This window comes from Stagnihabitans lacustris (assembly GCF_025950525.1).
Lineage (GTDB): Bacteria > Pseudomonadota > Alphaproteobacteria > Rhodobacterales > Rhodobacteraceae > Stagnihabitans.
On the sequence record NZ_JAPDGS010000010.1, the window covers coordinates 56,657 to 77,603 of the forward strand.

Consider the following 20,947-nt stretch of genomic DNA (forward strand, 5'->3'; position numbering starts at 1 on the left):
CATGTATTCCTGTTCTTGGGCGGCGACACTGGCCGGAATTGCAACCCAAAGGTTGCGGCCCGCGATCCGTGCAACAGGGGATATAACCCAGGCCCTGAACCAAATCGAGGCCGCGTCGCCTCGGCATTTGATCGGCCACACCATCCTGCGCCATGACCTGCCCCATCTTTGGGCGGCAAGGCCCGGGCTTCAAGCGGCGCCGATCGACACGCTTTGGCTCAATCCCCTCGCCTTTCCGCGCAATCCCTATCACCATCTGGTCAAACACCATCACGATGGCCGACTTCAGGCGGGCCATGTCAATGACCCGGAACTGGATGCAAGGTTGGTCTTCCAGGTCCTGCGCAATCAGCTTCTGGCGCTGTCGGGGCACAGCGCCGATGCCTTGACCGCCTGGCATTACCTGACGACGCGGGCAGCGCTTTCGGAGGGGTTCGACGCCGTTTTCCGTCACCTGCGCGGAAGGGCCGCCGTCGCCGCGGAGGCTGAAGCCGCGATCCTCAGCCTCCTTGAAGGCCAGGCCTGTGCGCAGCGCATCCGCCAGACCATGACCCGCATCCATTCCCCCCAGATCGGCTGGCCCATGGCCTATGCCTTGGCCTGGATCGGGGTTTCCGGCGGCGACAGCGTCATGCCGCCCTGGGTCCGGGCGCAGTTCAAAGAGGCCTCCGCCATCGTCCGTTTCCTGCGTGACAGCGACTGCGGCGCGCCCGATTGCGCCTGGTGCCGCGAGAAGAACGACCCCGCAAAGGCCCTGTCGCGCTGGTTCGGCTATTCCGCCTTCCGGCCGGAACCTGTCGATCCAGAAGGTCGCCCCCTGCAAGAACGCATCGTCGCCGAGCCGATGGGCGGCGATAGCCTCTTGGGCATCCTGCCCACCGGAACCGGCAAATCGGTCTGCTACCAGATCCCGGCGCTGACGAAATACGACAAGACCGGCGCGCTGAGTGTGGTGATCTCTCCGCTTGTCGCGCTGATGGCCGATCAGGTGCAGGGCATGGCGCGGGCGGGGATTTCCTCGGCGGTGACGATCAACGGGATGCTCTCCTTGCCGGAACGCCAGGATGCACTGGACCGGGTGCGTTTGGGGGAGGCGTCGATGCTGCTGATCTCGCCCGAACAACTGCCGATCGACCTCGGTGCGGGGGGTACTGGCCAGCCGTGAGATCGGGCTTTGGGTGCTGGACGAGGCGCATTGCGTGTCGAAATGGGGGCACGATTTCCGCCCCGATTGCCGCTATGTCAACCTTTTCATCCGCGAGACGGGGGCGGATGTGCCGGTCCTTTGTCTGACGGCCACGGCCAAGCCCGAGGTGGTGCGCGACATCAGCGATCACTTCAAGGCGCGGCTGGGGGTCGAGATGGCGATTTTTGACGGGGGTGCGACGCGGGCGAACCTGACCTTCGAGATCCGGCCCACGACCAAGGCCGGCAAGATGCATGACATCCTGGCGGCGATCGAGACCCTCCCGGAAGGCCGATCTGGTGCCGTGGTCTATGCCTCGTCGCGCAAGGAAACCGAACGGATCGCGCAGTTCCTGAAGACCAGCGGCTGGGATGCCGCCCATTTCCATGCCGGCCTGACGCCTGAGGAAAAGCGCGAGACGCAGGAGCGTTTCCGCATCGGGGATTTGCGCGTCATCGCTGCCACCAATGCGTTCGGCATGGGGATCGACAAGCCCGACATCCGTCTTGTCGTCCATGCCGATATCCCCGGGTCGCTGGAAAACCACCTGCAAGAGGCTGGGCGGGCAGGGCGCGACCGCCAGCCTGCCTCTTGCAGGTGGTTTATGCGGCCGATGATGTTGAACGGCAGTTCTCCCTTTCGGCCCGGTCCCGGCTGGCCCGCCACGAGATCGGCGCGATCCTCAAGGCGATCCGGCGGATCGACGAGCGCAGCCGGAAATCCGGCCAGGTCGTGGCCACCAGCGGCGAGATCGTTCGGCAAGAGCGCGACCAAGAGTTCGAACGCGACAGCAACACCGATGACACACGGGTGAAAACGGCCATCTCCTGGCTGGAAGAGGCGACGCTTCTTTCCCGCGAGGAAAACCGGGTGCAGGTCTTCCCCTCCTCTTTGCGCATCCGCACCCTGGCCGAGGCCGAAACGCGTCTGGACCGCGCCGCGATCACCGGAACGCGGCGGCTGGAGCTTCTCTCGATCACCCGTCACCTGATGACTGCGCCGCCCGACCTGGGGATCTTGACCGATCAACTGACCGAGGTCAGCGGCCTGCCGCCCAAGGCGCTGTCGAAAGCCATGGCCCATCTTGAGGCGCTGGATATCGCCAGCAATGACACCGCCGTCACGGTCTTTGTCCATGCCGGGGTGGCCGGCGCTTCGCTCCCGCGTCTGGGGCAGGCGGCACGGATGGAGGCCGACCTCATCGCCCTGATGCGCGAGCTGGCCCCCGATGCCGGGGACGACACCCTTGCGCTGAACGAGACCAGCCAGACCCTGCGCGACCGGGGCCACGCAACGGTCCGCCCGGATATCGTCGAGATGCTGCTAAGGTCGATGGCGCGCGATGGACGCGACATGGAGGGCCAGCGCGGCAAGGACCTGCAGGTCGAGACGACGATGGGGGCCATGGTCGCGGCGCTGAATGGGGATGCGCTTTTGCGGTCTATGCCGAGACGGGGCTTGCGGAAATGTCCAAGGCCCTTCGGCTGTCAGAGGATTACTTCGTCCTGGACCGCGAGGCCTTTGCCAAGCGCTGGCTGCCGGGCAGGGGGCCTGAAATCCGCCGTCAGACCACCGGGACCTCGTGGAAGACCATTGTCGAGGGCCTGGGCAATCCGGTTCAGCAAAAGATCGTCACCGATGACCGCGAGGCCACCAATGTGCTGGTTCTGGCAGGTCCGGGTTCCGGCAAGACCCGCGTTTTGGTCCATCGCATTGCCTATCTGATCCGGGTCAAGCGTGAGGACCCGCGTGGCATCCTGGTGCTGTCCTACAACCGTCATGCCGCCGCCGAAATTCGCCATCGTCTGCGTCCCCTGGTGGGCGAGGCGGCGGGTCACGTCACCGTCTCGACCTGCCATGCGCTTGCGATGCGGCTGGTGGGGGCAAGCTTTGCCGGTGGGGCCGCGCAGGATTTCGACCGCGTGGTGTTGCAGGCGGTCAGCCTGTTGAACGGCGAGGGCCTGACCCGCCCCGAGGCGCAGCGAGACACTTTGATTCAGGGCTATCGCTGGATTCTGGTCGAGGAATACCAGGACATCGGCCCCGAGGAATATGCCCTGATCGCCGCCGTTGCGGGAGGCTCGCTGGAAGACCCGGATCTGCGTCTCAGCCTCTTTGCCGTGGGGGATGACGATCAGAACATCTATGGATTTGCCGGCGCCTCGGTGCAGTTCATCCGCGCCGTCGAGGCCGATTACAAGGCCAAGCCCGAGTTCCTGATCGAAAACTACCGCTCCACCGCCGCCATCATCCAGGCCGCCACCGAGGTCATAACCGAGGCGCCCGACCGCATGACGGCGGGGCATGACATCCGCATTGATGCGGCACGCGCCAAGCTGCCCGCCGAGCTTGCCGCCTTCGATCCCGTGGCCAGGGCAGGGTGCAGGTGCTGCATGTGGCGGCGGGCGATCAGGCCCAGGCCATGGCGGCGGTGGACGAACTTTTGCGTCTCTCCCGGCTGGTGCCCGATTTCCGCTGGGACCGCGCCGCCGTGATCTCGCGCGATTGGCGCAGCCTGAACCCGGTGCGGGCCTATGCCGAGGCGCAGGGCATCCCGGTCGACATGGCCAACGAGGACCTGCCAAGCCTCTGGCGCCTGCGCAAGGTGCAGGCCTTCATTGCGCGCATCCGCGAGGAAAAGGGCCTGATCGGTATCCCGCATCTGCTGGATGTGCTGAACGGAATGACGCAGAACAGATGGACCGGCGTGATCGCCGAGGGCATCGCGGCGCTGGCGCGCGACCTGAACGACAAGGCCGCGCCTGGCGCCGATCTGGTCGAGTGGTTCGCGGAATGGGGCCGGAATGTGCGCGGCTTTCTGCTTTTGACGGCCCTCCGGGCGAAGGGGCTGGAGTTCGAGGATGTCGTGATCCTGGATGGCAATTGGGCGGGCCTGTCCCGAGGCGAGGACGTTGCCGCCCCGCGCCGCCTGTTCTACGTCGCCATGACAAGGGCGCGGCGCAGCCTGGCCCTGATCGCGACGGGTCAGCATCCCTTTCTTCCAGCCTCTGCCCTGCGCCGGAAAGTGACGCATGAACCAAGGCTTGCCCCGCCGCTGATCACCTGGGCCATGCCGGACATGAAAGCGGTCGACCTCTCTTGGGTCGGCCGCCAATGGAACGGGCACGACTGCCACAAGGCCCTGGCCGAAGCGCAGATCGGGGGCCCCCTGACCTTGCATCCCAAGGCGGAACGATGGCTGATCCTGGATACAAAGGGCCGCCAGATCGGAGTGATGCGCAAGGTCTGGAGCCCGCCGCCGGGTCAAGCCATCCTGTCCGCGACCTTGGGGGCCGTCGTCAACTGGCGTGCAGTCGACAACGAGGACGCCTTCCGGCCGCATCTGAAACACGAGACATGGGAAGTCGCCCTGCCGGAAATCTGCTTCGGCTTGGGGATGGTCTGATGCCTTCCACCTGGAACCGGCGTTCTGATGTTGCATCGCAGCAACGGGACCAATTTGGTGCCTATCTTTTCGGCAGATTGCGATGCCTTGCGACCGCCTATGGCATCGGCTGCGTGACTGGCCCGAAGCGGTCCGCAGGGTTCAGGGACTGCGAAACGCTGAAAGCAGCCGTCTGACAGATGGCATGTGAACACGACGGGCCCAGGTTCGTGTGTCGACAGGAGGTCCCCGCCTGCGCGACCGGCAGCACATGTCGCGGTCGTGGGCAAAGTTTCCAGCGACAGGTCAGGTTGCGGATTGCGACGATGAAGACACCCTGTCGGGCGCGGGTTGCATCCGGTCCCATGAATGGACCCAACAGCCCGCGCAAGCCGTGTCATGCGGGCAGGTTGGTGACACGGCGCGGGGAGACGCCGTATCTTTGGCGAAAGGCCTTGGCGAAGGTGTTCGGGCTGGCAAAGCCGCAGGCCTCGGCCACGTCGCACAGCGCCATGTCTGTCTCGGTCAAGAGGGCCCGCGACCGTTCCAGCCGCAACTGGTTCAGATAGCGCTTGGGCGAAGTGCCGACATAGCGTTCGAACATGCGCTCGATGTTGCGGCGCGAGGTCGCCAGGTCGCGGGCCAAGGCCGAAAGGTCGACCTCGGCGCTGATATCGGTCTCCAGCCGCCGGATCACCGCGACCAAAAGCGGGCTGCGGATGCCCAGGGTCGAAGACAGCGACAGCCGTTGTTGCAGATGCGCCGGACGCTGCTGGCCATGCAGGCACATCTTCAGGACCGCATCCCCCAGGCGCTGGCCATGATTGCGGGCGACGATCTCGATGAAAAGGTCGGTGGCCGCCGCGCCCCCGGCACAGGTCAGGATGCGGTCGTCCAGGCAGTAAAGCTGCTCGACCGGGGTCAGATGGGGGAAGGTGGCGGCAAAGGGCGGCAGGTTCTCCCAATGGAGCGTAAAGGTGCGCCCCTGCAAGAGCCCGGCCTTGGCCAGGGCATAGGCGCCGGTGCAAAGCCCGCCCACGGTCCGTCCCAGCCGCCACTGGGCGCGCAGCCAGTCGGCGACGCGGCGGGTGGCGGTCCGCTCGGGCTGAACCCCGCCGCAGACGAACAACAGCGCGCGGGGCGGGGTGTCCGACAGCGCGCCATCGACCTGCACGACCAAGCCGTTCGAGCAGGTGACGGGCAAGCCGTCCTCGGACAGGACGGTCCATTCGAACAGCGCCCGGCCCGCCAGTTGGTTGGCGATGCGCAGGGGCTCGATGGCGGAGGAAAAGGCGATCAGGCTGAAATCGGCCAACAGGACGAAGGTCACGCGCAGGGGTTGGGCCTGGGCGGGCACGGCCACATGGGCCACGCCTTTGGCGATGAAATTGGCGGTCATTTGGGCCTCGGGGGTTGGGGGCCGCGGGCTGCGGCCCCCGGTTGGGTTATTCGGCCGCCTTGCGCTTGCCCGCGACGATCAGATGCTCTGGCCCATAGGGGAAGCCCGTGATGTTGCGGTTGCCGCCTTCGGTGATGACCAGGATGTCATGTTCGCGGTAGCCGCCCGCGCCGGCCATATGGTTCGGGATGGTGATCATCGGCTCCATCGAGACGACCATGCCGGGCTCCAGCACCGTGTCGCAATCCTCGCGCAGCTCCAACCCCGCTTCGCGGCCGTAATAGTGGCAGAGCACGCCGAAGGAGTGCCCATAACCGAAGGAGCGGTATTGCAGCAGGTCTTGCGCCGCATACATCTCGTTCAGCTCCTTGGCGATGTCGGAACACTTGGCGCCCGGCACCAAAAGCTCTTTGCCGCGGTCATGGATCTGGCAGTTGAAGTCCCACAGCCGCAGGTGTTCATCCGAGGCATGTTCGGCAAACAGCGTGCGTTCCAGCGCGACATAGTAACCGGCCACCATCGGGAAGCAGTTCAGCGACAGGATATCCCCGGCCTCGATCTTGCGCGAGGTGACGGGGTTATGGGCGCCGTCGGTGTTGATGCCGGACTGGAACCAGGTCCAGGTGTCCAAAAGCTCGCCCTGCGGCCAGATGCGGGCGATTTCACGCACCATCGTGGCGGTGGCGTGCAAGGCGACCTCGTGTTCCGGTGTGCCGACGAGGCTGGCCTCGACCACCGCGCCCCCGCCGATATCGGCGATGCGGGTCATCTTCTCGATATGGGTGATTTCTTCCGCCGATTTGATCATCCGGAGGCGCATGGAGTGCGCGGCGATGTCAACGAACTCCATCCCCGGGAATTCGGCTTTCAACAGGTTCAGCGTGTCGATGGTGATGTGGTCGAACTCGATCCCCAGCCGTTTGACGCCGCCGGTCAGCTGGCGGATGGCGTGGAAATAGTTGTCCTTCTGCCAGTCGGTATAGGTGACGTTCCGCCCGCCGAAGGTGCGCCGCCAAGGTTGGCCGCCGTCGATGCCCGCCGAGATCGAGGTGGCGACATTGTGGTCCACCAGGAACCCATAACGGCGGCCGAATTGGCAGAACAGGAAGTCGGCATAGTAGTTGATGCAGTGATAGCTTGTGAAAAGCGCCGCATCTATGCCCTGGGCGGCCATCACCTTGCGGATGGCGTCCAGGCGGCGTTGCATCTCGGGGGCGGAAAAGGTCGGGGCGACGGGGGTGCCGTTGCCGACATAGTTCTGAAGTCTTTCGCGTTGCATTTGGGGTCTCCGGTTTTAACGATTGAACAGACGGGCCAGCCAGGCGGTCAGGCGGCCCAGGGGAACGGCGTCGATTTGGGCTTGGGTCAGGCCGCCGCCGGGCATCAGGGTCTGGGGCACCCTGGCTGCGGCCTCGTCCAGCGCAAGCGGGGTCAGGCGGTGGGTGTCGAAGGGGCTCATCTCAGGCCTCCGCGACAAGGTGGCTGTCGGTGGGCGACCAATGGGCGAAAAGCTCTTGGCCGATGCCCAGCGGCAGGCCTGCCAGCTCGTCATGGGACTTCTGCACGCGGATTTCGCGGCCCTGCGCGGTTTCCAGGTAGATCGTGGCCGTGGCGCCCACGAATTCCTCGCCGATCACACGCACCCGGATCGCATTGGCGCCACCTGGAGGCACAAGGCCCAACTGGGTCTTGGTGTCCAGCACGGTCAGGGTTGCGGTCTCTCCGGCCTTGGGCGGGGCGGCGAAGGCGCCACCGGTGAGGGTCACAGGGCCGTCCGGGGTTTCGACCTCGACGCCTTGGGCCGAAGAGTGCCGCACCGTGCCGGTGAAGATGTTCGACGACCCCAGGAAGTCGGCCACAAAGCGCGTGCGGGGGGTGCCGTAGATCTCTTGCGGGGTGCCGATCTGTTCGATCTGGCCGCGCGACATGATCACCACGCGGTCGGCCATCGAAAAGGCCTCGGATTGGCTGTGTGTGACATAGACGAAGGTGATCCCGGTTTCGCGCTGCAGGGTCTTTAGCACCGACTGCATCCGCACCTTCAGCGCGGCATCCAGCGCGGAAAGCGGTTCATCCAGCAAAAGGATCTGTGGCTCCACCACCAGCGACCGGGCGAGCGCCACGCGCTGACGCTGGCCGCCGGAAAGCTGTGCGATGTTGCGGTCGGCGAACTCCAGGATCTGCATGCGGTCAAGCCAGTGTTCGGCCTTTTGCCGCCGCGCGGCCCGCCCCATCCCCCGCATCTTCAGCGCGAATTCGACGTTTTCGCGGACATTCAGGAAGGGAAACAGCGCCAGGCTCTGCCAGACCATCGGCGTATCCCGCGCCCAGGTCGGCAGGTGGTCGATGGGCTGCCCCGACAGCCGGATCACGCCTTCGGTCGGCGCGTCCAGCCCCGCCAGCATCCGCAGCGTCGTGGTCTTGCCGCACCCCGACGAGCCCATGATCGCCAGGAACTCGCCCTTCCGGATCGTGAAATCCATCTTCTTGACCGCGACGAAATCGCCATAACGTTTGATCACGCCTTCGAAAGAAACGAGCGGTTCCATGCGTTACTCCTTGGATTTCTGGGACAAAAGCACCTGCGCCCCGATCACCAGCCCCATAGAGAGGACGAAGACGAAGGTGCCGATGGCGTTGATGCGCGGGCTGACCTGGCCTTGCAAAAAGCCCAGGACCTTGACGGGCAAGGTCTCGTTCAGGCCCGAGACGAACCAGGCGATGGCGAATTCGTCGAAGCTGACGGCCATGGTGATGAACAGCGCACCAAGGATCGCGGGCAGGGTGAAGGGCACGATCACATGGGCCATGGCCTTCCACTCCGAGGCGCCAAGGTTCCAGGCCGCGGCCTCGAGGTCGGCATCCATCTGCGACAGGCGCAGCCGGACGATGGCCATGGCAAAGGGCGCGCAGATGACGACATGGGCGATGATGACCGACAGCGCATTGCCCGACAGGTCGATGCGCGACAGGTAAGCCAGCATCGCCAGCCCCATGATCACCACCGGGATCGTCGGCGGCAACAGCGCCAGCGCCATGTAGACCTGCTTGCCGAAGAACTTGAAGCGGAAGTCGGTATAGGCCGCCCCGAACCCCAGCGCGGTCGAGACCAGGCCCACGATGACGCCGATGCCAAGGGTGTTGCGCAGGCCCTCCCAGACCAGCGGGTCACTGGCCACGGCCTGATACCATTGCAGGGACATTTGCCCCAGGGGGATCGACGGAAAGCGGTCCGAGTTGAAGGAAAACACGAAGCTGGCCGCGATGGGGGCGAAGACGAAGGCGAAGGCCAGCACCACATAGGCGCGAAGGCCAAGGTCGACCAGGCGGCTGCGGTTGGCGGGATTGGCACTCATTTGGCGCGCCCCTTATAGGCGAAACGGATGGCGGCGAAGGCCACGACCATCAGCGTCGCGATCATGGTCAGGGCGATCACCGCAGCCCTCGGCCATTGCTGGCCCGATTTGGTCGTGTCGGTGATCAGGATGGACAGCGTCGTGGGGTCTCCGCCGCCCAGGTAGATCGGGCTGACGAAATCGCCAAACGACAGGATGAAGGCGAAGAGCGCCGCGATCACCAGGCCGACGCGGCCCGCCGGGATCACGACCTCGAAGACGGTGCGCAGCCGACCGCAGCGCAGGTTATGCGCGGCCTCGATCAGGGTGCGGTCGATGAAGATCAGGCTGAAGAGCTGCAAGAGCACGACCAGCGGCAGGCAGAGCGTCAGGTAGCCGACCAGCGTGGCGAAGACAGTGTTCAAGAGGTGGAAGGGGCCGAGGCCCAGGCGCCCCAAGAGGACATTGATGATCCCCGCATCCGAAAGAAAGATCTGCCAGGAATAGACCCGCACCAGGTAGCTGGTGAAAAACGGGATCACCATCAGGAAGATCGCCCAGCGTTGGCCCTTGGGCGAAAGCTTGAAGGCCACGGCATAGGCGCAGGGCAGGGCGAGGGCGCTTGTCACCAGGGCCGCCATGGTGGCCAGCGCCAGCGTCGTGCCGTAAGCCTGCCAAAAGACCGGACGGGCGAACATCGTCACCCAATTCACCGGATCGAACCCCGGTTGCATGGTGAAGTTCTTGACGGTCCAGAAGGACAGGGCCACCAGGAAGACCAGCGGAAAGACGAAAAACAACAGCTGCCAGGCCAGAAGCGGCAGCGAGAAGGTCAGGCCGTAAAGCGAGGGCATGCGGCGCATGGGGGGGCTCCTGCGGGGGATGGGGGCCGTCTCCGGCCCCTCCAGATCAACGGCCGCCATGGCTCAGGACGCCTTGTAGTCCGACCAGAAGTCGTTCCAGGCGCCGAGATCCTGTTGCAGCGGCCATTGCCGATTCTGGATGCGGCCCGCGCGGATCATGTCCATCGCGTTGCCCGCCTCCTTGGTCATGCCCTGGCGCTTGGCCTCGGCGGGGTTCTCGGCCTGCAAGGCCTCCCAGCCCTTCTGGTTCGGCACGATGGCCGGATAAGCCGCCATCTGCGCCGACTTGGCCTGACCCTTGGCCGAAGTGATATACTGGACCCACTTCTTGGCCAGGTCCGCCTTGGTCGACCCTTTGCCGATCGAGAAGCACTCGGACCATTGCAGCCCGCCTTCCTGCGGGATGACCGAGCGCACCTTGGCACCGTTCTTTTCCAGCACCCCGGTGATCCAGTCGCCGATGCCGCAGAAGGCCAGCATCTGCCCGTCGTTCAGGGACGAGAAGGTGCCGCCATAGTCGAAGAACCCGCCGATCTGACTGCGCAGAGAGCGGGTCTTGTCCTGAAGCGCGGCAAAGGCCGCCTCGTCGATGTCATAGGGGGCCTTGTTGCCGGTCAGAAGGCTCAGTTGCCCCAGGTTCGGCAAGTGCCAGTCGAAATGCCCGACCTTGCCGGTCAGCTTCGGGTCCCAATAGACGTTATAGGTCGAAGCCTCGGCCTCGGTCAGGGCGTCGGTGTTGTAGGCGACGCCGAGGAAGCCGAAGCGCGTCACCAAGGAGAACAGTTTGCCGTCCTGCCAGTTGCCGGGGAAGTTCTGGAATTCGGGGAAGTAGTCCGACAGCGCATAGTCGGCGGGGTCCATCTCCTCGACATAGCCCGCCTGGTTCAGCGCCTGGACATATTCGGCATCCGACAGGATCACGTCAAAGGTCCCGGGCGGAGACTGCGAGATCAGCCCCAGCATGTTGTCGCCGCCGGTGTAGTATTTCGGCACGAACTTGACGTTGTTTTCCGCCTCGAATTCGGCCACGACATCGGGTTCGGCATGGCCATACCAGGCCAGCATGGTCAATTCGGTGGGCGCGGCAAAGGCGCGGCGCGACAGCATCGGGGTGGCAAGCAGGGCTGCGCCGGTCGCCAAAAAGGCGCGACGGGGCAGACCCTGCGGCAAGGCAGGGGTGCGGGTCATGGGGTTCGTCCTGTTGGGAAGTGTTCTTGTAACAAGGACGTTACGGGCGGCCCCGGATAATGTTAAATCGGTAATCGAAATCGGTCCATAAGCGCGGGCAATCTTAGCCCGGGCTGACCCAGGCCACGCCAGAGCCCACGCTTTCCAGGCTTGCGACCAGTTCGCTGACCAGGTGCAGCCCCGCCGCCGTCAGGCGCGGATGCTTGTAGAACAGGCCGATCCGCAACGGCTCCAGCCGGGGAAAGCCTTCGTCTTCCGTCAACTGCCGCATGCCCGGCAACAGCGTCGCTTTCGTCAGCGCCGTGACGCAAAGCCCATTGGCCACCGCGTTTTGCAGGCCGGAAATCCCCGGCCCCGAATAGACCAGTCGCCAGCGCCGCCCCGCACCGTCCAAGGCCTCCAGCATGCGGGCGCGGTAGTCGCAGCCCTCCAGATGGGCGCCAAGGGGCAGGGGGCGGGCGGGATCGGGCGCCCAGGCCTCGGCTGCGGCCCAGATCGGCTGTTCGACCCAGGACCGCGACATATAGGGCATCCGCGGGCTTTGCATTGTGGCGATGATCAGATCCAGGTCTTCGGCGCGCAGCATCTTGTGCAGCTCGCGGCTGAGGTCGCAGTGGATCTCCAGGTCGACCGAGGGGTTGTCCTGCATGAAGCGCGTCAGGGTGTTTTGCAGGAAGGCCACCGCGTAATCCGTGGGCAGGCCGATGCGCAAGACGCCCGAACGATCGGTGCGGTGGAAGTAGTTCACCGCCTCGTCATTGGTGCGCACCATCTCGCGGGCATAGCTGAGCAGCGCCTCGCCAGCAGGGGTCGGACGGATCGCGCGGCCCTCCTGGGTCAGAAGCTGCGCCTTGACCAGCTCTTCCAGGCGGCCGATCTGCAAGGAGATCGCAGGCTGGCTGCGTCCCAGGGCCGCCCCGGCCTTGGAATGGCCGCCAAGTTCGACCACCGTGATGAAGGTGCGCAGAAGGTCGGTCGGAAGGTTGACAAGGACGGCCATCAGGATTTGCCCTCACAATGCAATCATCAGGACAATATATTTCTCAAATGCCAATCCCGCAACGAATATGAAGGCAGCCCTTCCTATCGCGAGACAGCCCATGCCTCTTTCCTCCGCTTTTGCCTCGGAACTCACCTGGCCCGATTATGACGCCGCCGTCCGGGATGGCAGCACGCCGATCCTGATCCCGCTCGGCTCGATGGAGCAGCACGGCCACCATATGCCGCTGCATGTCGATGTGCTGTTGCCCACCGAATTCGCCCGCCGGGTGGCTTTGGAGGTCGGCGGGTTGGTGGCGCCGCCCTTCACCTATGGTTACAAAAGCCACCAGAAATCCGGCGGCGGCAATCATTTCAGCGGCACGACCAGCCTGGACGGGGCGACCCTGGTGGCGGCGCTGCGCGACGTTGTCAAGGAATTCGCCCGCCACGGCGTCCGCAAGGTCGCCCTCGTGAACGGCCATTTCGAGAACTCGTGGTTCATCATCGAGGCCGTCGACCTCGCCCTGCGGGAGCTGCGCTGGGACGGGATCGCCGACATGAAGGTCGTCGTCCTGTCCTATTGGGATTTCGTCGATGCCGAGGCCATCGCGAAACTCTACCCCAAGGGCTTCCCGGGCTGGGACATCGAACATGGTGGCGTCTTGGAAACCTCGCTGATGCTGGCGCTGCATCCCCACCTCGTGCAATTGGACCGCGCCATTGACGTGGCCCCCGCCAGCTTCCCGCCCTATGACGTCTACCCGGTCAAGCCGGAATGGACCCCCTGTTCGGGCACGCTGTCTTCGCCCAAGGAAGCCTCGGTCGAAAAGGGCCATATCCTGCTGGAGGTCTGCACGCGCGGCATCACCGGCGCGCTGTGCCGCGAATTCGCCCTTAGCCGCGAAACGCCAATCGCCTTGGCCTCCTGACCGCAAGTCTCCCCCTGGGGCCCTGTGCGGGGCCCCTTTTTTCACCCGATGAAGGTGTGGTCCGGCCCGAAGGGCAGGGCAGAGAGCACCTCGGCCCCATCCTCGGTCACCACCACCATGTCCAGTTCGCGGTAGCCGCCCGCCCCCGGTTCGCCTTCGGGCAGCATCACCATCGGCTCCAGGGCTACGACCATGCCGGGCAGCAGTTCGGGCCCAAGATCCTCGCGCCCGTCGTGATGGCTTAGAACCCGGGCCGACCGGCGCTTGATCAGGCCAAAGCTGCGGTACATGTCGTTCAAGACCTCGCCGATCTCGGCACAGGCGGCGCCCGGGCGGATCAGCTCCAGGCCGCGGCGGTGGATGGCGGCATTCTTGTGCCAGATGTCCAGGTGCGCCCCGTCGATCTTTCCGCAAAACAAGGTCCGCTGCAGCCGTGCCACCTGGCCAAACAGCGGCAGGGTGCAGGTCAGGGAGAGGATCTCGCCCGCCAGGATGCGCTTGTTGGTCGAAGAACCCTGCGCGCCGTCGGTGTTGATCCCGGATTGCAACGCGGCCCCGCCCCCCGGCAGCTCGACGCGGGGGAAGGCCTCCGCCAGGGCCAGGTTCATCGCCTCGGTCGCGGCATGGGCGACCTGATATTCCGCCACACCCGGGCGGATGCAGGCGACGGCGGCCCGGGCACCCAAGTCGCAGATCATGGCCCCCTTGCGGATCAGGGCGATTTCCTCGCAGGATTTCACCCGCCGCATCGCCCGGACAAAGGGGGCGATGTCCACCATCTCGACGCCTGGAAGGGCGGCATCCAGCAGGCGGCGAAAGTCCAGCGAGACCGTGTCGAACTCCAGCGCCAGCCGCCGGACCCCCGCCGTCAACTGCCGCACCGCGCGCCAGTAATTGTCGCGCCGCCAGTCGGTATAGGACAGATTGCCGCCCAAGCTTTGACGCCAGCCCCTTCCGCCCTCGATCGCGGCTGAAATCGTCGTGCCGTCGGTGCGGGTCAGCACAAGGCCGCGGTTGCGCCCGACGTCCCGGCAAAGCCACCCCGACAGATGGGTGATGGCAGGACCCGAGGTGAAGAGCGCTGCATCGACGTCATGCCCTGCCATCCAGGCCCGGACCGCCTCTTGGCGGCGGCCCATCTCGGCCTGCGAAAAGGGCGCCCAGGCCTTGTCGCCATTGTGCCATTCCATGACATGAAACATGTCGTGCGTCATGTGCATGATCCCGCAAATCCTTGTCGGCCAAGACTACGTCGACCGGGGCAGCGGTTTGAAATTTGTAGTGGAAATCGCAGGATTTGGGCGGCGCTCAGCGCTGGGGCGGGCGCGGCAACCGCCAGCCGAAGCGGACGCTGGCGATCCGCAAGCTTGACGCCAGCAGCACCGATCCCCCCGCAGCCCATGTCTCGGACAGGCCCAGCCACAGCCCCAGGCAATAGCCAGCCGCCCCGGCAAAGGCCGCCAAGGCATAGACCTCTTCGCGCAGGACGCGCGGCACCTCGGCCACCATCATGTCGCGGAGCATGCCGCCGCCAATGGCCGTCATCACCCCCAAAAGCACAGCCCCCGGCGCATCCAGCCCCAGGATCAAGGCCTTGCGGCATCCGGCGACCGTGAAAACCCCAAGGCCCACGGCATCCAGCAACATGACAGGGCGGTCAAATCGCTCGATCAGGGGTTTGAAGAACCAGACGCAGAGCCCGGCCAGGCTGGCGACGGCCATCGGCCAGACGCTGCGCAAGACCTCGGGCGGCACGGCGCCAAGCGCCATGTCCCGCAGCATCCCGCCCGCGACCCCGGTCGCCACAGAAAGGACCAGCACGCCAAAGATGTCCAACCGGCGCCGGACCGCGACCATGGCGCCGCTAAGGCCGAAGACGAAGGTCCCGATGATGTTCAGGACCTGAAAGAGCACGACAGCGGACATCCCGCCTCCGATCGGTGATTTGCCAAGACCTTCGTCGATCCGGCACCCAAAGGAAAGATGGGCCAAGATCTGCCGGTCGCCCAATACCCCTCGGGCATCTTCGACCGGAGAGGTTGATGAGCGGCAACGACCTTGCCAAGCCGGGTGTTCGATTTTCAATCGGCCCGTTTAACCGAACTGCGTGCGGCCGGCCAAACCGGGGCTTGGTCTCATCCATTGTCCCGGAGCGCTTGGGTGGCCCTGGCTGGGCTGATGGGTGTGTCGTTTCGCACGGACTGCGGGGCAATCGTGCTGGCTGCAAGGGAGCCACCGGCAGGACAGCATACCGCGCAAGTGCGGTTCAAGCTATTCCCGCATCTGGCTGCCCAAGTGTCAGCCTTTTGCCCCCCCCCCGGGAAGGAAGCAGTCGGCCCTTGGCTTTCGGCCCCGAACAGGTCGCAAAGGGCAGGCTTTTGGCGGGCTCGACGCGGGGCCGCCCTTTGCGTCAAGTGTCACTTCGACGCGATCTCCATGGATTTGCGGGTCGCGGCATCGCAGATCAAGAACCGCGACCGGCTGGATTGGGGACTGCCCGTCGACACGTGCCCGGCGCGAAGATTGGCCTCGTCGTGCAGACGAACAATGCAAGCCTGAACGGCGTCGCGAAAGGCAAGACGACGCGCTTCGCAGTCTTGGGGCACCCCTTGCGCGGCGCCAGTCAGCGGGCAGGCCTCTGGGTCGACGGTATCGCCGAAGGACGGCGCGGCAAGAAGAAACAGCAGAACGAAGGATTTCAGTTTCATGTGAATGACCTTTGGGAAGAAGGGAAATCGCCCCGGCCCGGCCTTTGGGCCGCAGTCCGGGGCATGGCACCAGCATCAGCCCCTTGCGTGATGTCCCCGTGAAGCGACCGGTAAATCAAAGCGCCACGTGGTGACGGTCTTCCTGGCGGAAGCCGGGATCGGTTTCACGCTGGTCTCACGGCGCGGTCACAGCCGCTGTCGCACAGAGGGGCATCGTTGCACTGCCTTTTCCCGACCGGAGCCTTTCATGACCAAAGATCATTCTCCCCCCTATGCGGCCAGCCATCGCCGGGCCGCCACCCCCACCGGCACAGACGGAGGCCGAGATGTTGCCCCGGCCTTCCGCACGCGGGGCCTTGGCGTCCTGGCGCAAGCGGCCAAGTCGGTGGCAGCCCCCGCGCGACCGCTCCCGGGCCTTTGGCTGCAGACCCGGCCCCTTGACGCGACAACCGACCGGGTGGCGGGATGAGCCCGAACCAAGCCACCGCGATTGCGCTTCTGGCCGCCGTCGCCTGGGGCAGCGGCAATGTTGCGCAAAAGACGATCCTGCAGCACCTGGACGGCTGGCAGGCGACCGCGATCACCTCGCTGATCGGGGCGCTGGTGCTTTTGCCTCTGGTGCGGCGTGAGGCGCGCGGAGTGCTGCCACCGGCGCGGGGCTCGGGCCCCTTGCTGCTGGCGGTGTCGGTGCTTTTCACCTTTGCCAGCACGGTCATGCAGTTCGGCTATGGGCTGACCTCGGTCGCCAATGCCGGGTTTTTGGTGAACACCTCGGCGGTCCTGACGCCGATCCTGGGCTGGATCTTTCTGGCGCACCGCGTGCCGCTGGCGATCTGGCCCGCCAGCCTGGCCACGCTGTTCGGCATCTTTCTGATGGCGGGGGGGACCTGGGCGGGGCTTGGCCCGGGCGACCTGTTGTCGCTGGCCTCGGCTTCGGGCTTTGCCGTCTGGACCTTGGCCGTGGGCGCCCATGTCATGCGCTATCACCGGCCTGCCCTGTTGACCTGCGTGTCCTTGGCGGTCTGCGGCGGGGTCTGCGCGGGGGTCAGCCTGGGGGTCAGCGGCCTGCCGACCTTGGGCGCGGTGCTGGCCGCCCTGCCGGAAATCGTCCTGATCGGGTTGGTGTCCAAGGGGCTGGCCTATGTCCTGATGGCCAAGGCGCAGCAGCACTTGGCCGCCAGCACCGTGGCGATCCTCGTCAGCGCCGAGGCTGTCTTTGGCGCGCTGTTCGCCGCCATGATCCTGGGCGAGACGCTGGATGCGGTGCGCGGCACGGGGGCCTTGTTCATCATCCTCAGCGTGGCCGTGGCGGCCCGGGTTCCGGCACCGCCTGCCGAAAGGGCGCGGGCCTGACGCCTGCGGGGCAAAACCACAAGCCCCGCAATCGCCTGTTGAAAGACAGGCGATCCGGGTGCACCCTTGCCCCTTGGGCACGGACCAAGGCGGGCGGGGATGGTGCTGATCCAAGTGGAGCTGATGGGCGCCTGTCGGGCGGTCCGCTTGGCCTCGAGCCAGGAGCTGATCTTCCGCACCCGCAAGGCGCGCTGCCTTTTGGGGCTTTTGCTTCTTAGCCCGAATTTCCAGGTGAACCGCGAAAAACTGGCCTCGCTTCTGTGGGACCCCGCGCCCGAGGACCTGGCCCGCAGCAGCCTGCGCCAGGCGCTAAAGGAGCTGCGCGAGGTGCTGGGGCCAGATGCCGACCTGGTCCAGACCGACCGCTTTACCGTCGGCCTGCGCGGTGCGGCCTTTGCCGTCGATGCCCTGCGCTTTCGCGAGTTGATCGCGGCGGGCGACCCTTTGGCGGCGGCGGCCCTGTGGCAGGGAGAACTTTTCGGCGCCACCCAACCCAGCGCCCCGGTCTTCGAGGCCTGGTTGCAGATCGAACGCTCGCATCTGCGGTCGGCCCTGACCACGGCGCTGACCGACCGGCTGGAGGACCTGCTTGCCTCCAATGCCTTCACCGACACGCGCGCCGCCGATGACCTGGTGCGGATCGAGCCCAGCCATGAGCTGGCCCATCAATACCTGATGCGATTTCACGCGCTGCGTGGCGACCAATCCGCCGCCTTGCGCCAATACGCCCAGTTGGAACAGGCCTTGGCCGATGAATTGGACAGCGAGCCCAGCGAGGCGTCGAACGCGCTTTTGGTGGCGATCAAGGGCGGTGAGGTCGCGATCCAGCGCGCCCCCGTGGTTCACCGCAGCGGCCCGCCGCGCATCACCATCCGCCCGCCGCTGACCCGCTCTCCCGACGCCAGCAAGGATTACCTGGCCGAGGGTTTCGCCTTTCTGGCCAAAACCTGCCTGTCGCGCTTTCGCTGCTGGATCGTGATCCCCTGGCCCTCTTCGGGCTACGATTCCGCCAGCGCGGTGGATTTCGCCGCCATGGGCCGCGCCATTGACGCCGATTTCGCGGTCGATTGCGTGCTGGATTGGCGGGGCGCCACGGGCAAGCTGTTTGTGTCCTTGATCGACTGCCGCGACGGGTCAGAGGTCTGGTCGAACCTGTACCCGGTGGCCGAAGACGCGCTGCAAGAGATCAGCGCGTCGGTGGCCGGCGCGGTGGCGGCCAACCTTGCCTCACAGGTCAACCATATCACGCTGCTGCGCCATGCCCGGAGCCAGCCCGGTAACCGCGCGGCCTATGACCTGTGGTTGCGCGGCCATCAGCTGTCGCGGCTCTGGACGGTCGAGGCCGATGCCCAGGCCGAGGCGCTGTTCCGCCAGGCCATCGCGTTGGACCCCGGCCTTGCGGGCAGCCGGTCCAGCCTCGCGCAGATCCTGTCGTCGCGCGGGTTGATCCAGCCGGGCTATCCGAACCGGAAAGAGGACTGCGCGGCGGCCTTCCGCTATGCCCAAGAGGCCATCGCGCTGGACCCTTACGACTCGCGCTGCCATGTCAGCGTGGCCTGGAACTGGCTGATCGCCAAATCGTCGGAGCGGGCGAACACGCATTTCCGGATGGCCGTCGACCTGAACCCCAACGATTCTGAAACGCTGATCGCCGCCGCCTGTGGCCTTGCCATGCTGGGCCATGTCGACGACGCCCGCAGTCTGGCCCGGCAAGCCGTCCGCACCAATCCGATCTATCCCGAATATTACACCGACTACCTGTCGATCATCCATTTCATGGCCGCTGACTTCGGCGTGATGATCGAACTGGCCCAGAAATGCCGCGAGGGTTTCCCCGATCGCGCGGCGCTGGTGGCGGCGGCCTTTGCCCATCTGGACCGCCCCGCCGAAGCCGCCGAGGCCTATCGTTATTTCGTCGCCCTGACCTCTGCCCGATGGGAGGGCGCGCGCCCTGCCGATCAGGACGCGTTGGAGGACTGGCTTCTGGATGTCCTGCCCATCACCTGGCCCGAAGGTCGCGACAAGGTGCTGAAGGGGCTAAGGTTGGCCCGCCAGATGGCAGACACAGGACTTAGCGGCATTTCCGCATGAAATACCGCGCCAAAAGCACGGGAAAGCGGTTCGGCCCCGGCGCGCCATAGGTGGGCTCGTCCAGCACCTCGTGGGGGACATCCAGCACGCCTTTCCACGGGATGCGGACATGCATCGTGTCCTCGGTGTCATAGACCGGGACCAGCTTGACATCGGCGGGAACCTCGCCGTTCGGACCCGCGCCCGCGCCGTCATAACGGTAGCCGGCCTTGAAAAGCCAGGCCTTCGGATCGGCCTTGAACGCCACCCAGTCCGACCCGGGGCTTTCGTCGCCCACGGCGCGCATCAGCCGCATGATCGCCTCGCCCGTGTCGCGCTGATCGACCAGCGCGCCGCTTTTCAGTCTGAAGAACCCCACCATCCCGCGTCTCTCCTGTTGCGTGACATCCATCGCCTCACTCTTTGCCCCCCGCGTGAACCCAGCGTGAAACGCAAGGACCGCACCGCAATCCCTGCTTGATCGCGATGGGCACCGTGCCTTCAATGGGGGCATGTCGATGACCGAGACCCTTGCCCGTCTGACCCGCGCCCTTGCGGATGATTTCCAGCTTGTGCCGCTGGAGTTGGCCGACTGCCCGGTCTTTCTGGCGGCGGCCTGGCCCCTGCGAGAGGGCGTTACGGGGGCCAGACCCCGCCTGCCCGCGGGGCGCGGGTTGACCCCCTTGCAGGCGCTGATCTCGACCGGGGCCGAGGCGGTCGAGCTGCGCGCCAGCCTGGCGCAACACCACCTGCCCTCCGTTATGGTTCCCGCGCGCGACCTGCTCAGCGGGCAGATCGTGCCGGTCCCGGCGCAGCGGGTCTACCTGGACTGGGCGGCGACCTTGGGCGAGCCGCTGATCTGCGACGCCACCTCGACCGGATGCGCCGCCGGGGCGACGGGCGCCGAGGCCACGTTGACCGCGCTGTGGGAATGTATCGAACGCGACGCGCTGGCCCTGTGGTGGTATGGCGGCGCCCCGGCCGCCCCCTTGGCGCTGGACCTGATCGACCGCACCCAGCCCCGGCTGAATTGGTGGCTGGAGGCCCGCCCTCGCGTCACCCGGCTTTACGACCTGACCACCGATATCGGGTTGCCTGTGGTGGCGGCAGTCTCTTCGGACCCGGATGGCCGCAATGTCGCCCTTGGCTCTGCGGCCCGCCCGCTGCGCGCCGAAGCGGCCCTCTCTGCCGTGACCGAGATGATCCAGACCGAGGCCGCGATGGAGATGGCGCGGCAAGCCCAGGACCCCGAGTGCCAAGCCTGGGACGCCTTCGCCTCGACCGAAGCCCAGCCGCAGTTCCGCCCCCTGGCCCAAGCGCGACCCGATTTGCCGGGCGATGTCTTGCAGCGGCTGGCCGATCTGGGCCACCGCGCACTGGCCATCGAACTGACCCTTCCGGGCGACCCAATGCCTACGATGCGGGTCCTTGTCCCAGGGCTTTGCGCCATGGGTGGGGCCATCGACACGGGTATCGACACGGCCCGCTTTCGCCGCCTGTGTCCTGCCGTGTCGCGCCCGATTTTCCCCGAACCCTATTGATCAAGGCCT

Annotated in this window: 16 protein-coding genes and 1 pseudogene; 5 read left to right on the forward strand and 12 right to left on the reverse strand. The window is 65.7% G+C overall.

Features of this window, described 5'->3' with window-relative positions:
- Position 1 precedes the first annotated feature (1 nt).
- Positions 2-4,592, forward strand: a pseudogene (locus NX862_RS17520) (RecQ family ATP-dependent DNA helicase).
- 376 nt (positions 4,593-4,968) lie between these two features.
- Here the strand turns inward: NX862_RS17520 and NX862_RS17525 are convergent.
- From NX862_RS17525 to NX862_RS17560, 8 genes are all read right to left on the reverse strand, one after another.
- Positions 4,969-5,970 (reverse strand): GlxA family transcriptional regulator, encoded by a 1,002-nt coding sequence (locus NX862_RS17525; RefSeq protein ID WP_264495232.1) that lies wholly within the window; start codon positions 5,968-5,970, stop codon positions 4,969-4,971.
- Positions 5,971-6,016: 46 nt separating this feature from the next.
- A complete protein-coding gene (locus NX862_RS17530; RefSeq protein ID WP_264495233.1) occupies positions 6,017-7,249 on the reverse strand; it encodes an aminopeptidase P family protein in 1,233 nt (410 codons plus the stop codon).
- Positions 7,250-7,264: 15 nt separating this feature from the next.
- Positions 7,265-7,429: a hypothetical protein gene (locus NX862_RS17535; RefSeq protein WP_264495234.1), complete on the reverse strand. Its 165-nt coding sequence runs from the start codon at positions 7,427-7,429 to the stop codon at positions 7,265-7,267.
- Position 7,430: 1 nt separating this feature from the next.
- Complete coding sequence (locus NX862_RS17540) at positions 7,431-8,519, reverse strand: ABC transporter ATP-binding protein (protein ID WP_264495235.1); 1,089 nt, start codon at positions 8,517-8,519, stop codon at positions 7,431-7,433.
- A 3-nt stretch (positions 8,520-8,522) separates the two neighbouring features.
- Positions 8,523-9,326: an ABC transporter permease gene (locus NX862_RS17545; RefSeq protein WP_264495236.1), complete on the reverse strand. Its 804-nt coding sequence runs from the start codon at positions 9,324-9,326 to the stop codon at positions 8,523-8,525.
- Positions 9,323-10,168: an ABC transporter permease gene (locus NX862_RS17550; RefSeq protein ID WP_264495237.1), complete on the reverse strand. Its 846-nt coding sequence runs from the start codon at positions 10,166-10,168 to the stop codon at positions 9,323-9,325. The genes NX862_RS17545 and NX862_RS17550 overlap by 4 nt, the downstream gene beginning before the upstream one ends.
- Before the next feature lie 63 nt (positions 10,169-10,231).
- Complete coding sequence (locus NX862_RS17555; RefSeq protein ID WP_264495238.1) at positions 10,232-11,356, reverse strand: polyamine ABC transporter substrate-binding protein; 1,125 nt, start codon at positions 11,354-11,356, stop codon at positions 10,232-10,234.
- A 103-nt stretch (positions 11,357-11,459) separates the two neighbouring features.
- A complete protein-coding gene (locus tag NX862_RS17560) occupies positions 11,460-12,356 on the reverse strand; it encodes a LysR substrate-binding domain-containing protein (protein ID WP_264495239.1) in 897 nt (298 codons plus the stop codon).
- A 100-nt stretch (positions 12,357-12,456) separates the two neighbouring features.
- Between NX862_RS17560 and NX862_RS17565 the strand changes: the two genes are divergently transcribed.
- Positions 12,457-13,266, forward strand: a complete 810-nt coding sequence (locus NX862_RS17565) for a creatininase (protein ID WP_264495240.1) — start codon at positions 12,457-12,459, stop codon at positions 13,264-13,266.
- Between the two features lie 41 nt (positions 13,267-13,307).
- Here NX862_RS17565 and NX862_RS17570 read toward each other — a convergent pair whose 3' ends face one another.
- The 3 genes from NX862_RS17570 to NX862_RS17580 form a co-directional block, all read right to left on the reverse strand.
- On the reverse strand, positions 13,308-14,480 hold the full coding sequence (locus NX862_RS17570; RefSeq protein ID WP_264495241.1) for an aminopeptidase P family protein: 1,173 nt from the start codon (positions 14,478-14,480) through the stop codon (positions 13,308-13,310).
- 94 nt (positions 14,481-14,574) lie between these two features.
- Positions 14,575-15,192: a trimeric intracellular cation channel family protein gene (locus tag NX862_RS17575; protein WP_264495242.1), complete on the reverse strand. Its 618-nt coding sequence runs from the start codon at positions 15,190-15,192 to the stop codon at positions 14,575-14,577.
- Positions 15,193-15,683: 491 nt separating this feature from the next.
- Positions 15,684-15,974, reverse strand: a complete 291-nt coding sequence (locus NX862_RS17580) for a hypothetical protein (RefSeq protein ID WP_264495243.1) — start codon at positions 15,972-15,974, stop codon at positions 15,684-15,686.
- Between the two features lie 465 nt (positions 15,975-16,439).
- Here NX862_RS17580 and NX862_RS17585 point away from each other — a divergent pair, with 465 nt between their 5' ends.
- Both NX862_RS17585 and NX862_RS17590 read left to right on the forward strand, forming a co-directional pair.
- A complete protein-coding gene (locus NX862_RS17585; RefSeq protein WP_264495244.1) occupies positions 16,440-17,327 on the forward strand; it encodes a DMT family transporter in 888 nt (295 codons plus the stop codon).
- A gap of 102 nt (positions 17,328-17,429) precedes the next feature.
- Positions 17,430-19,418 carry a BTAD domain-containing putative transcriptional regulator gene (locus tag NX862_RS17590; protein ID WP_264495245.1) on the forward strand — a complete coding sequence of 663 codons (1,989 nt, stop codon included), beginning with the start codon at positions 17,430-17,432 and terminating at the stop codon, positions 19,416-19,418.
- Here the strand turns inward: NX862_RS17590 and NX862_RS17595 are convergent.
- A complete protein-coding gene (locus NX862_RS17595) occupies positions 19,399-19,809 on the reverse strand; it encodes a hypothetical protein (RefSeq protein ID WP_264495246.1) in 411 nt (136 codons plus the stop codon). The two genes, NX862_RS17590 and NX862_RS17595, sit on opposite strands and share 20 nt — an antisense overlap.
- A gap of 106 nt (positions 19,810-19,915) precedes the next feature.
- Between NX862_RS17595 and NX862_RS17600 the strand changes: the two genes are divergently transcribed.
- Positions 19,916-20,938 carry a YcaO-like family protein gene (locus tag NX862_RS17600; protein ID WP_264495247.1) on the forward strand — a complete coding sequence of 341 codons (1,023 nt, stop codon included), beginning with the start codon at positions 19,916-19,918 and terminating at the stop codon, positions 20,936-20,938.
- Positions 20,939-20,947 lie beyond the last annotated feature (9 nt).